This is a genomic window from Streptosporangium sp. NPDC050284, from assembly GCF_044459525.1.
Lineage (GTDB): Bacteria > Actinomycetota > Actinomycetes > Streptosporangiales > Streptosporangiaceae > Streptosporangium.
In genome coordinates this window covers 654,246-666,557 of record NZ_JBITIZ010000001.1, presented here as the reverse complement: position 1 = coordinate 666,557, position 12,312 = coordinate 654,246, and the positions used below count along the sequence as shown (strand labels likewise).

Annotated in this window: 10 protein-coding genes; 3 read left to right on the top strand and 7 right to left on the bottom strand. The window is 70.6% G+C overall.

Annotation, left to right across the window (positions count from 1 at the left end):
* Nucleotides 1-11: 11 nt before the first annotated feature.
* From polX to ACIBH4_RS02840, 3 genes are all read left to right on the top strand, one after another.
* Nucleotides 12-1,697 carry a DNA polymerase/3'-5' exonuclease PolX gene (polX, locus tag ACIBH4_RS02850; protein ID WP_362505157.1) on the top strand — a complete coding sequence of 562 codons (1,686 nt, stop codon included), beginning with the start codon at nt 12-14 and terminating at the stop codon, nt 1,695-1,697.
* Between the two features lie 322 nt (nt 1,698-2,019).
* Nucleotides 2,020-3,531 carry a wax ester/triacylglycerol synthase family O-acyltransferase gene (locus ACIBH4_RS02845; RefSeq protein ID WP_362505154.1) on the top strand — a complete coding sequence of 504 codons (1,512 nt, stop codon included), beginning with the start codon at nt 2,020-2,022 and terminating at the stop codon, nt 3,529-3,531.
* 62 nt (nt 3,532-3,593) lie between these two features.
* Complete coding sequence (locus ACIBH4_RS02840) at nt 3,594-4,517, top strand: aldo/keto reductase (RefSeq protein WP_362505152.1); 924 nt, start codon at nt 3,594-3,596, stop codon at nt 4,515-4,517.
* A 189-nt stretch (nt 4,518-4,706) separates the two neighbouring features.
* Here ACIBH4_RS02840 and ACIBH4_RS02835 read toward each other — a convergent pair whose 3' ends face one another.
* From ACIBH4_RS02835 to ACIBH4_RS02805, 7 genes are all read right to left on the bottom strand, one after another.
* The gene (locus ACIBH4_RS02835; protein WP_362512311.1) at nt 4,707-6,317 is read right to left on the bottom strand and encodes a cation acetate symporter; all 1,611 of its coding nucleotides are present in this window, start codon (nt 6,315-6,317) and stop codon (nt 4,707-4,709) included.
* Nucleotides 6,314-6,643 carry a DUF485 domain-containing protein gene (locus ACIBH4_RS02830; RefSeq protein ID WP_362512308.1) on the bottom strand — a complete coding sequence of 110 codons (330 nt, stop codon included), beginning with the start codon at nt 6,641-6,643 and terminating at the stop codon, nt 6,314-6,316. The genes ACIBH4_RS02835 and ACIBH4_RS02830 overlap by 4 nt, the downstream gene beginning before the upstream one ends.
* 172 nt (nt 6,644-6,815) lie before the next feature.
* Nucleotides 6,816-8,000, bottom strand: a complete 1,185-nt coding sequence (locus ACIBH4_RS02825) for an MFS transporter (RefSeq protein ID WP_362512304.1) — start codon at nt 7,998-8,000, stop codon at nt 6,816-6,818.
* 249 nt (nt 8,001-8,249) lie between these two features.
* Entirely contained in the window at nt 8,250-9,749 is a 1,500-nt protein-coding gene (locus ACIBH4_RS02820) for a cation acetate symporter (protein WP_362512301.1), read from the bottom strand.
* Nucleotides 9,746-10,246 carry a hypothetical protein gene (locus ACIBH4_RS02815; RefSeq protein WP_362512298.1) on the bottom strand — a complete coding sequence of 167 codons (501 nt, stop codon included), beginning with the start codon at nt 10,244-10,246 and terminating at the stop codon, nt 9,746-9,748. Before ACIBH4_RS02815 ends, ACIBH4_RS02820 begins: the two co-directional genes overlap by 4 nt.
* Entirely contained in the window at nt 10,243-11,004 is a 762-nt protein-coding gene (locus tag ACIBH4_RS02810; protein WP_350943945.1) for a LytTR family DNA-binding domain-containing protein, read from the bottom strand. Before ACIBH4_RS02810 ends, ACIBH4_RS02815 begins: the two co-directional genes overlap by 4 nt.
* Before the next feature lie 105 nt (nt 11,005-11,109).
* Nucleotides 11,110-12,306: a histidine kinase gene (locus ACIBH4_RS02805; RefSeq protein WP_362512293.1), complete on the bottom strand. Its 1,197-nt coding sequence runs from the start codon at nt 12,304-12,306 to the stop codon at nt 11,110-11,112.
* Nucleotides 12,307-12,312 lie beyond the last annotated feature (6 nt).

The window sequence follows — 12,312 nt, the reverse complement described above, 5'->3', positions numbered from 1 at the left end:
AGGCTGGACCCATGGCACGAGCTAACGATGACGTCGCCGCCGCCCTGGAGGAATACGCCGAGCTGTTCGCGATGAACGGCGGCGACGCGTTCCGGGTCCGCAGTTACCAGAAGGCCGCCAAGGCGATCGCGGGGTTTCCCGACGACATCAGGGCCGTGCCCGTGCGGAGCGTCCCCGGGGTGGGCGAGGCGATCGCGAAGAAGGTCGAGGAATACCTGGAGCGAGGCGGCTTCCGGCAGCTCGACGACCTGCGGGAGAAGGTCCCCCAGGGGGTCAGGCGGCTGACCCGGGTGGCCTCGCTCGGGCCGAAGAAGGCCGTCTTCCTCTTCCAGGAGCTGGGCATCGACTCCCCCGAGGCGCTGGTGAAGGCGATCGGGGAGGGGCGCCTCGACGGCGTCAAGGGCTTTGGCGCCAAGACCGTGGAAAACCTCCTCAAGGGCGTCGAGCACCTCGCCGAGCACAGCGCCAGGATGCACACCGGGACGGCGATGGACCTGGCCGAGCGGGTCATCGCCTCGCTGCCGGGCGCCGAGCGGATCGCCTACGCCGGGTCGCTGCGCCGGATGAAGGACACCGTCGGCGACGTCGACATCCTCGCGGTCGGCCCCGAGTCCCTGATGGACGACTTCAAGGCGCAGCCCTACGTCGCGGAGGTCGTCGCCTCGGGCGAGAAGAAGACCTCGATCCGCACCGCCCAGGGCGTCCAGGTCGACCTGCGCCTCATCCCCGCCGAGTCGTGGGGCGCCGCGATGATGTACTTCACGGGTTCCAAGGAGCACACCGTGCACCTGCGGGAGATCGTCGTGAAGAAGGGCTGGAAGCTGTCGGAGTACGGCCTGTTCGACGGCGACCGGGTGATCGCGGCCGCCGGTGAGGAGGAGGTCTTCGGGGCGCTCGGCATGGAGTGGATCCCGCCGACCCTGCGCGAGGACAACGGCGAGATCGCCGCCGCGCTCAGGCACGAGCTGCCCAGGCTGGTCACCGTCGAGGATCTCCGGGGCGATCTGCACACCCACACCGACCTGACCGACGGGATCGCCTCCCTGGAGGACATGGTCGCCGCCGCCGCGGCCCGCGGTTACTCCTACTACGCGGTGACCGACCACGCGCCCGACCTGGCGATGCACCGGATGAAGCTGGAAAAGGCCCTTCAGCAGCGCGAGCGCCTGCGCGAGCTGCAGAAGAAGTATCCGAAGACGCGGCTGCTGCACGGCAGCGAGCTGAACATCGCGCCCGACGGCTCGGTCGACTGGCCGGCCGAGGTGCTGGAGGGCTTCGACGTGTGCGTGGCCAGTGTCCACTCGCACTTCAACCAGTCGCGCGCGGAGATGACCCGGCGCTTCGTCGCCGCCTGCGAGAACCCGGGGGTGAACATCATCGGCCACCCGACCACCCGCAGGATCGGCATCCGCCCGCCGGTGGACGCCGACTGGGACGAGGTGTTCCGCGCCGCGGCCCGCACCGGCACCGCGATGGAGATCGACTCCTTCCCCGACCGTTCCGACCTGCCCGCCGACCTGGTGCGGCTGGCGCGCCACCACGGCGTGAAGTTCTCCGTCGACAGTGACGCCCACGCGGTTCCGCACCTGGGCAACCAGCGGTTCGGCATCGGCGTCGCCCAGCGTGGGTGGCTCACCACCGACGACGTGATCAACACCTGGCCTTTGGAGCGGCTGCTCGCCTTCCTCGGCCGCTGAGATGACGGCCGGTGCGTGCGAGGTGTGTCACCCTTCACGTATTACCTACTTTGGTGGTAGGAAATAAAGGCGGGAGGGTGGCGCCGAACGCCCATGGGCGAGTATCACCTTCGGAAAAGATCGCCGAGACCACCCCGCCCGGAAGGCGTGCCTACCACGTGAAATGGGAAGGTTACGCAGAGCGACTATCGGTGGGTCTCCGCGCCTTGTCGAGGAGACGTCCGAAAGACGCCGGAGGTCCTACGGAGGAAACGAGAGGGAAACGTGCCGAGGTGATGATGGCAACGCGTGTTCTCTCATTTTCCGCCAGGAGGCCCGACCGATGCGCCAGCTGACCGCGCTCGACGCGCAGTTCCTTCATGCCGAATCGGCGACCACGGCGGCCCACGTCGCAGGACTGGCCATCCTCGACCCCGCCTGCTCCAGGCTTGGAGCCCTCACCCGCGAGTGCCTGATCGGGTTGCTCCGCGAGCGGCTGCACCTGGCGCCGGCGCTGAGGCTGCGCCTGGCCACCGTGCCGTTCGGCCTCGACCGGCCGTACTGGACGGAAGACCCCGAGTTCGACGTCGCCGGCCACATCCACGAGGTGGCCCTCGCGGGTCCCGGTGACGAGGCCCAGCTCGCCGAGAAGGTGGCCAGAATCCACGAGCGGCATCTCGACCGGACCCGCCCGCTGTGGGAGATGCACCTCATCCACGGCCTGACCGGCGGCCGGGTCGCCCTGTACGCCAAGGTCCACCACTGCGCCATCGACGGGGTGTCGGGGGCCGAACTGCTCGCGGCGCTGCTGGACCTGACACCCGAGCCCCGCGCCGTCGAGCCGCCGACGCCCGGCCCGCGGACCACCGCCCCCGGCCTGGCCGGCATGCTCGCCGGGGCCGTGGCCAGGACTGCGCTCCAGCCCGCCAGGGCGCTGTACTCGCTGGGCCGCATGGCGACCGAGCTCGACACGATGCCGCTCACCTCGGCCCTGCCCGGTGCCCGCCAGGTGGCCGCCGCCACCAGGAAGATCGCGGGGAGGGCGTCGGAGCCGTCCGAGCCGCCCATGCTGACCGCGCCGCGCACCCCGTTCAACGGCCCGATCGGCCCCGAGCGGCGCTTCTCCTACGGGTCGATCCCGCTCGCGGACGTCAAGCGGGTGGCCAGGAGCGCGGGAGCCAGCGTCAACGACGTGGTCATGACGCTGTGCGCCTCCGCGCTGCGCGCGTGGCTGCACGAGCGCGACGCGCTGCCCGACCGGCCGCTGATCGCCGCGGTCCCGGTCGCGGTCCGCACCGCGAGCGCGCGGCAGGTGGTCGGCAACCAGATCTCCGTCATGGTCACCCCGATCCCGACCGACCTGGCCTGCCCCCGCGAGCGCCTGCGTGTCATGGCGGGCACCATGCTCGCCGCCAAGCGGCGCTTCGCCGGCGCCCCCACGGCCTGGCTGGGCGAGCTGTCGTCGCTGCTGCCCTCGGCCGTCACCGCGCTGGCGACCTCCGCGGTGTTCCGGCTGGCCTCGATCGTGCTGCCGCCGATCAACCTGATCGTCTCCAACGTGCCGGGTCCGCAGCTCCCGCTGTACCTGTGCGGCGCCAGGGTGCTCGCCTACCACCCCATGTCGGTGCTGACCGACGTGAGCGGCGGGGTCAACATCACCTGCTTCTCCTACGACGGCTCGCTCGACTTCGGCATCCTGTCCTGTCCTGACCGGGTGGCCGACGTGTGGCGGCTCATGGGCCACCTGCGGGAGGCGATGGACGAGCTGATCGCGCAGATCGATCCGCCCGCGCCGGCCGGGCGGATCGACCAGACGGAGCGGCCCCTGCCGGTCAGGGAGATGGTGCCCGCCTGAACGCGGCGCGAGAGTGCCAAGGCCCCGTGCCCACGTGATCGGTCAAGAAATAGAGTTGGCCTATGAGCTTTTCTGAGCTGAACCTGTTTCCTCTCTGCCTCGGCGGCAACGTCTTCGGCTGGACCGCCGACCGGGACGACTCCTTCGCCGTCCTGGACGCCTACGCCGAGGCGGGCGGAAACCTCATCGACACCGCGGACTCCTACTCCGCGTGGGTCCCCGGGCACGCCGGCGGGGAGTCGGAAACCGTGATCGGCGAGTGGATGGCCTCTCGCCGCAACCGCGACCGGATCGTGGTGGCGACCAAGGTGGGTTCCCTGGGCAGCCGTGCCGGGCTGTCGGCGGCCAACATCCGCGCGGCGGCCGAGGACTCGCTCCGGCGGCTGCGTACGGACTACATCGACCTGTACTGGGCCCACATCGACGACGCGAACACTCCTTTGGAGGAGACCCTCGGCGCGTTCGACGAGCTGGTCACCGAGGGCAAGGTGCGCAACATCGGCGCCTCGAACCACAGTGCCGAGCGGCTCGCGCAGGCGCTCGCGATCTCCGAGGAGGCCGGTCTGGCCCGGTACGGGGTGCTGCAGCAGCACTACAACCTGCTGGAGCGCGACTACGAGGGCGCGCTGCGCGACGTGGTGACCGAGGCCGGGCTGACCAGCACCCCCTACTACGGCCTGGCCAGCGGCTTCCTGACCGGCAAGTACCGGCCGGGGGTCACGGCGGACAGCCCGCGCGCGGCCGGGGCGGCACGCTACCTGGAGACCGAGCGCGGCCCGCGGGTGCTCGACGCCCTGGACAAGATCGCCGCCGCCCACGGCGCCGCCCCGGCCACCGTCGCGCTCGCCTGGCTGGCCGCCCAGCCCACGGTGGCCGCGCCGATCGCCAGCGCCCGCAACGTCGAGCAGCTCCGGCCGCTGCTCGCCGTCGCCGACATGACGCTGTCGCAGGAGGAACTGACCCTGCTGGACGAGGCCTCCCGGTAGGAGCACGACGGTCCCGGTAGGGACGAGGTCCCGCCGGAAGGCGTAAGGCTTCCGGCGGGGACGTCCGGCGGGCCACGGGGCGTCCCGTGGCCCGCCGGGGACACATGAGAAAGGGCCCGGCCGCTATGCGGCCGGGCCCTTGGTTCCCCGTACTTCCGTACGAGCCGTACGGGGGGTCGGTACGGGGTCCTAGTGCGAGCTGGCCTTCTCGGCACCGATGCCGGTGAGCGAGCGGACCTCGATCTCCGCGTACTTGTTCGCGTTGTACTCCTTGCTGAGGCGGGCGCCGATGAACCCGGCGAGGAAGCCGATCGGGATCGAGACGATGCCCGGGTTGCTCAGCGGGAACCAGGCGAAGTTCGCGTCGGGGAACAGCGCGGTGGCGCTGCCGGAGACGACCGGCGAGAAGATCACCAGGATCAGCGCGGAGGCCAGGCCGCCGTAGATGGCCGAGACCGCGCCCGCGGTGTTGAAGCGCTTCCAGAACAGGCTGTAGAGGATCGCGGGCAGGTTGCCCGAGGCCGCCACGGCGAAGGCGAGCGCGACCAGGAAGGCCACGTTCTGCCCCTGCGCGAGGATGCCGAGCCCGATGGAGACCGCGCCGATGACGAAGGCCGAGATCCTGGCGACCAGGACCTCCTCCTTGTCGGTGACGTTGCCACGCTTGAACACGTGCGCGTACAGGTCGTGGGCGAAGGAGGAACTCGACGCCAGCGTCAGGCCGGCGACGACCGCGAGGATCGTGGCGAAGGCGACCGCCGCGATGACGGCCAGCAGGATGGTGCCTCCCACCTCGCCGAAGATCGCCTGGCCGACCGCCTCGGCGAGCATCGGGGCCGCCGTGTTGCCCGCCTTGTCCTGCGCCACGATCGCCTCGCCGCCGACCAGGGCCGCCGCGCCGAAGCCGAGCACGAGGGTGAGCAGGTAGAAGGTGCCGATGATGCCGATGCCCCACAGGACCGACTTACGGGCCTCCTTGGCGGTGGGGACCGTGTAGAAGCGGATCAGGATGTGCGGCAGGCCGGCGGTGCCGAGGACCAGCGCGAGGCCGAGGCTGATCAGGTCGATCTTGCCGGCGAGGCCCTGCGCCTCGGTGCCGTACTTCAGGCCCGGCTCCAGGAAGGCCGCGCCCTTGCCGCTCTGGGTGGCGGCCTCGCCGAGCAGGCCCGAGAGGTTGAAGCCGTAGTGGCCGAGCACCAGCAGGGTGACCAGGGTCGCGCCGCCCATGAGCAGCACGGCCTTGACGATCTGCACCCAGGTGGTGCCCTTCATCCCGCCGACGACCACGTAGACGATCATCAGAACGCCGACGCCGACGATCGTGAGCGCCTTGCCCGTCGGCGAGGTGACGCCGAGCAGCAGGCCGACCAGCGCGCCGGCGCCGACCATCTGGGCGAGCAGGTAGAAGATCGACACCGTGATGGTGGAGACGCCCGCCGCGGTGCGGACCGGGCGAGGGCTCATCCGGAAGGCCAGCACGTCGGCCATGGTGAACTTGCCGGAGTTACGCATCAGCTCGGCGACGAGCAGCAGCGCCACCAGCCAGGCGACCAGGAAGCCGATCGAGTACAGGAAGCCGTCGTAGCCCGACAGGGCGATGATTCCGGCGATACCCAGGAAGCTCGCGGCCGACATGTAGTCGCCGCCGATGGCGAGGCCGTTCTGCACGCCGCTGAAGGAGCGGCCACCGGCGTAGTAGTCGGTGGCGTCCTTGGTGTTGCGGCTCGCCCAGAAGGTGATGCCCAGCGTTCCCGCGACGAAGAGCAGGAACAGGATGGTGGAGAGGGTCTGGTGGTTCATTCGGTCTTCCCCTCGACTCCGTGGCGGATGTCGTCGGCCAGCGGATCGAGCTTCTTCTCAGCGAAACGGGAGTAGGCCCAGGCGATGCCGAACGTCGACACGAACTGGAGCAGACCGAAGATCAGCGCCACGTTGATGTTGCCGAAGACCTTCGTGCCCATGAAGTCGCGCGCCCAGCCCGACAGGACGACGTACAGCAGGTACCACGCGAGGAACGCCGCGGTCATCGGGAACGCCCAGGCCCGAAAACGCCTCTTCAACTCCCGGAACTGGTCGCTGGCCTGAATTTCTTCGTAGACCGACGAATCATGTTGCCTGGCGGTCACGGGACCTCCCAAAATGTGATCTGGATCACGGACAACGTAGGGCTGGACGCTACCCTCGGAGGAGACCCGCATGCGGTCTCTTCGCCGAGGCGCCGCCGAGTCGCGTTCAGTTGGGTGGGGCTTGCGGTGAAAGGTCTGTATCGCACGACGAACGGTCCCCGGGAGGCCGTCCTCACCACCGCCTCGCCCGCAGGGCGTACGCCCCGGCGCCGCAGACCGTCAGGCCGACCACCGCGAGCAGAACGCGATAATCGACGAGCGACACCAGCACGGCACCGGCGAGCAGGGACGACAGCTGGGCGAACCCGATGAGGGACTCGAAGGCGGTGGAGACCCGGCCGACGAGGTGGCCCGGGCTGCGGCGCTGCACCAGGGTCGTCCTGGCCACCCCCTCCAGGGTCAGCCCGGCGCCCGCGACCATCATGGCCACCAGCACGACCGCCTCCAAGGGCGCCATCCAGCAGATGACCGCCATGCCGTACAGGCCGATGCCCGCGCCGATCGCGAACAACTCGCCCCGGCGCGCGATCACCGTGGAGCTCCGCAGGCCCCCGGCGATCGCCCCGAGGCCCATCGCGGTCGAGGTGAACGCGGTGAACTCCGGCGACCTGGCCAGGCCGTGCTCGATGACCGCGAAGATCAGCGACTCGGTCGCCCCGGCCAGCGCGAACATCAGGCAGAGCGCCAGGGCCGCGCGGCGCAACGGCGGGTCGGCGCAGAGGTGGCGGGCCCCGGCCCAGAACTCCTCGCGCCAGCGCCCCGGAGGTGCCGGCGAGACGGGCGAGAGAGGTCTCGGCGCGGGGAGCATCGCGAAGACCCCTGCGGCGACGAGGAAAGTGATCATGTCGAACAGCACGAGCGCGCCGATCCCGAAGCCGGTGTAGACACCCACCCCCAGCAGTGGCCCGAACAGGCGCAGCCCCTGCCGGGTGGTCTGCAGGGCGCCGTTCGCCTCGGCGAGCAGGTGCTCGGGCAGGATGGCCTTGAGCAGCCCGCCGAGCGCGGAGAAGATCACCGCGTACGAGCAGCCCATCGCCGCGGACACCGGGTAGACCAGCCAGACCGTGCCCTGCCCGGTGACCGCGATCAGCGGGGTGAGCGAGATTCCCGACAGCAGGCAGGTGACGACGAGGAGCCTCCTGCGGTCGACCCGGTCGATGAGGTATCCGAAGCAGGGCGAGAAGCACAGGGGCACGGTGAAGAAGAACAGGGTCAGACCCGCGGCGGCGTCGGAGCCGGTGAGACTCTTGGCCAGGATGGCGGGCACCAGCAGCAGCGAGGCGTCGCCCAGCAGGCTGACGGCCATCCCGAAGTAGACGAGCCGGAACCGGGATCGGCGCAGGACCTCCGGTATCACCGCTGACCGGCTGACCGGCGGATCGGCGGACCGTCCCGCTCCCGGCGCGGCGCCGTGAACCGGTGCGCCGTCCCGCTCACGGAGAGCCCCGCGGCCGACCGGCGTCCGGCCCGGTTCCCGGGTAGCACGGCAGTGGCGTCGCCGGCCTCGGCGACCGCCTCGTCACCGGAGCCGGCACATACCAAAACTAGTCAGAACAACCGAAATGTCGGTTCATAGTCGTCATTCCGTCACAGCTCATCAGAGCCGTCAAGAGGACCGCGGCCGCCAGTCACCCCGGTCCAGATTGAGGATCTCCGGGGTGTGCAGGCGCACCATCGTGCGGGCCACGTTCGGCGGGATGCGCCCGGGCGTCAGCAGCGAGACCACCACCATGACGAGAAAGGCGATCGGCACCGTCCACGCGGCGGGCTGCGCCAGCAGGGCACCGACCAGGCCGGTGTACGGTCCCCCGCCGATCGTCAGCAGGACCGCACCGCAGGCGAGACCGCCACCGGCGAGCAGCCCCGCCATCGCACCCGCGGGTGTCAGCCGCCGCCACCAGATGCCCAGCACCAGCAGCGGGCAGAAGGAGGAGGCCGCCACCGCGAACGCCAGGCCGACGACGTCGGCGACCGGCAACGAGCGGGCGAAGACCGCCAGAACCAGCGGAACGATCACGGCCAGCACCGCCGCCGCCCGGAACGACCGCACCCCTCCCTTGAGGATGTCCTGCCCGATCACCCCGGCGACCGAGACCATCAGCCCCGAGGAGGTCGACAGGAACGCCGCGAACGCCCCGGCCGTCACCAGCGCCGTCAGCAGGTCTCCGGCCACACCGCCGACCAGCCGTCCGGGCAACGACAACACCACCGTGTCACTGCCTTCCAACTCCGGGAGGTAGATCCGGCCCAGCGCGCCGTAGACCGCCGGCAGCATGTAGAAGGCGCCGAGCAGCGACAGGACCACCAGCGTCGTGCGCCGCGCCGCCCGGCCGTCGGGGTTGGTGTAGAAGCGGACCAGCACGTGCGGAAGCCCCATGGTGCCCAGGAAGGTCGCCAGGATCAGCGAGTAGGTCGAGTAGAGGCCGTACTCCCTGCCCGTCGACAGCGGCAGCGCCCACGAGGCCGCGTCCTGCGCGCTCAGCCCCGGCGCACCGTCGTCATGCCACGCCAGCAGCAGGAACACCAGCGGCACGGCGAGAGCGGTGAGCTTCAGCCAGTACTGGAAGGCCTGCACGAACGTGATCGACCGCATGCCGCCCGACATGACGTTCACCGCGACCACGGCCGCCACCAGCAGGCCCCCCGCCCATTCTGGCGCCCCGGTGATGGCCCGCAGGACCAGGCCCGCGCTCTGGAACTGCGGCATCAGATACAGCCAGCCGATCAGCACGACCAGCACCCCGGCCAGCCTCCGCACCGCCATCGACTCCAGCCGCGCCTCGGCGAAGTCGGGAAGCGTGTACGCGCCCGAGCGGCGCAACGGCGCGGAGACCAGCACGAGCAGCACCAGGTAGCCGCCCGTCCAGCCGACCGGCAGCCACAGCATGTCGGCGCCGTAGGTGAGGATCAGCCCCGCGATGCCCAGAAAGCTCGCGGCCGACAGATACTCCCCGCCGATGGCGGAGGCGTTCCACAGCGGGGAGACCGTGCGGGAGGCGACGTAGAAGTCGGAGGTGGTCCGCGACAGCCTGAGCCCGAACGCGCCGATCAGCACGGCCGCCAGCACCACCAGCACGACGGCCGTCACCCCGTACGCGGTACTCAACGGGCCCTGTCCACCAGCTCGGCGAAGTGGCGCTCGTTCCGCTCCGCCTGCCGGACATACAGCCAGGCCCCGATCACGAACGCCGGGTAGATCAGGCCGCCCAGCACCGCCCAGGGCAGCGGGACCCCCAGCACGTGCAGCGCGCCCAGCTCCGGCACCAGCAGGAACACCACCGGCAGGCCCACCACCACGCACCCCAGCACCGTGCAGACGAACAGGGCCAGACGGAACTGGGTACGGATCAGCGAGCGCATGTAGACCTCACCCAGGCGGGTCTGCTCGTCGATCTCGCGGGTGACCGGGTAACTGGGGTGGCGGGGAGCCATCGTGCGAGGGCTGGTCACCACCTCGCGCCGCGGGCGCTCCTCCTTGCGGGACCGCTCGCCGTCCCTGCGCGGACGCTCGTCCTTGCCTGGACGTTCGGCCTCCCCGCGCGACCGGTCGGCGTTCCTCTGGCGCGGCTCGCCCCCCTCCCCGGGCCCGGCGTCGCCACTCACTCCTGCCTGCCCTTGCGCGCCCTGCGGACCAGCAGATCGCGCAGCTCGCGGGTGTGGCGGCGGCTGACCGGGATCTCGGTCTCGCCGATGCGGACCACGCAGCGCCCCGAGTCGATGTGCAGCTCGTCGATGTGCTTGACCGCGACCAGGTGACTGCGGTGCACCCGTACGAACCCCGCAGAGGACCAGCGCTCCTCCAGCGTCGCCAGCGAGATGCGCACCAGATGGCTGCCACCCGCGGTGTGCAGCCGGGCGTAGTCGCCCTGGGCCTCCACGTAGCGGACCTCGGTGCTGGCCACGAACCTGGTGACACCGCCGAGCTCCACCGGGATGGTGTCGGGGTCGGCACGGCCGGAGCCCTCGACCTCCGGCAGCTCCGCGGAGACGAACACCCTGCGGATCGCCTCGGCCAGCCGCTCCGGCCGCACCGGCTTGAGCAGGTAGTCCTCGGCCTTGATCTCGAAGGCGTCGACCGCGTGCTCCTCGTAGGCCGTCACGAAGACCACCCGGGGCGGGTTGGCGAACTGCGACAGCAGACGGCCGAGCACCACCCCGTCCAGGCCGCGCATCCGGATGTCGAGGAAGACCGCGTCGATCGGCCTCCCGTCGGCGATCGCCCGGTCCAGGACGCGCAGTGCGGCGGCCCCGTCCCTGGCCAGGGAGACCTCTCCGATACGGGGATCGTCCCGAAGGAGGTAGGCCAGGTCCTCCAGCGCGGGAAGCTCGTCGTCCACCGCAAGGACACGCAGGCCGGTCACGCTCACTCCTCCGGGTCGTTCGCGAGGGAATTTCTAGAGGGTGATGAATCAGACATCGCCTGTCAACTTCACGGGATGAGGGGAAGATCCGGACCGGACGCGGGCTCACCGGACGGAGACACCCGGATGGTACTTGGGCAGACGGACGCTGACCTTCGTCCCCGCCCCCTTCGCCGTCTCCACCACCAGGCCGTACTCGTCACCGTAGACCTGGCGCAACCGCTCGTCCACGTTGACCAGCCCCACTCCCCCGGCCCCCGAACGCTCGTCTGCGGCACCGGCGAGGATGCGGCGCAGGCGGTCGGGCTCCATGCCCACGCCGTCGTCCTCCACGCTGATCCGGCACTCGGCCCCGGCGTCCTCGGCGACGATCGAGATGCGCCCGATCCCGGGCTTGCTCTCCAGGCCGTGCTGGACCGCGTTCTCCACCAGGGGCTGCAGGCACAGGAACGGCACCGCGACCGCGAGCACCTCGGGGGCGATGCGCAACGTCACCTGCAGCTGATCGCCGAAACGGGCCCGTTCCAGGGTGAGGTAGCGGTCGATGGAACGCAGTTCCTCGGCCAGCGTGGTGAACTCCCCGTGCCTGCGGAAGGAGTAGCGGGTGAAGTCGGCGAACTCCAGCAGCAGCTCGCGGGAGCGGTTGGGGTCGGAACGGACGAAGCTGGCGATCGTCGTCAGCGAGTTGTAGATGAAGTGCGGGGAGATCTGCGCGCGCAGCGCCCGGACCTCGGCCTCCATCAGACGCGTTCTCGACCGGTCGAGCTCGGCCAGCTCCAGCTGCGAGTCGACCCAGTTCGCGACCTCGTGGGCGGCCCTGACCAGCCCCGCCGAGGCGTGCCCGCCGTACGCGGCGAGGGAGCCCACCACCCTGCCGTCGGTGGTGAGCGGCACCACCACGGCGAACCTGATCGGGCACTCGGGAAGGTCGCACGAGACGACCTCGGGGCCCAGGACACGGGTCCGGCCCCCCGACAGTGTCTTGGCGGCGTGGGCGAACGCCTCGCGGGCGTGGTGGTCGCCCTCGCCGTCGTAGACCAGCAGCCGCTCCTCGTCGGTGACCGCCAGCGCCGGGGAGCCCAGCAACTCCCGAAGGTAGCGGGAGGCCTTCTGCGCCCCCGCCTCGGTCAGCCCCGCCCGCAGCGGCGGCGCGGCCAGGGACGCGGTGTGCAGGGTCTCGAACGTGGCCCGCTCGGCGGGGCTGCTGCCCAGCTCCCTGCGGCCGCGCAGCACCCGCCACAGCACCAGGGCGGGTACGCCGATCAGCGCGGCGACCACCAACACGGCGACGAGGGGTTCCACGTTCCG

What these genes read in the sequence shown, in the direction of transcription:
- polX (WP_362505157.1), top strand. Translation starts at nt 12, where the DNA reads ATGGCACGAGCTAACGATGACGTCGCCGCCGCCCTGGAGGAATACGCC.
- ACIBH4_RS02845 (WP_362505154.1), top strand. Translation starts at nt 2,020, where the DNA reads ATGCGCCAGCTGACCGCGCTCGACGCGCAGTTCCTTCATGCCGAATCG.
- ACIBH4_RS02840 (WP_362505152.1), top strand. Translation starts at nt 3,594, where the DNA reads ATGAGCTTTTCTGAGCTGAACCTGTTTCCTCTCTGCCTCGGCGGCAAC.
- ACIBH4_RS02835 (WP_362512311.1), bottom strand. Translation starts at nt 6,317, where the DNA reads ATGAACCACCAGACCCTCTCCACCATCCTGTTCCTGCTCTTCGTCGCG.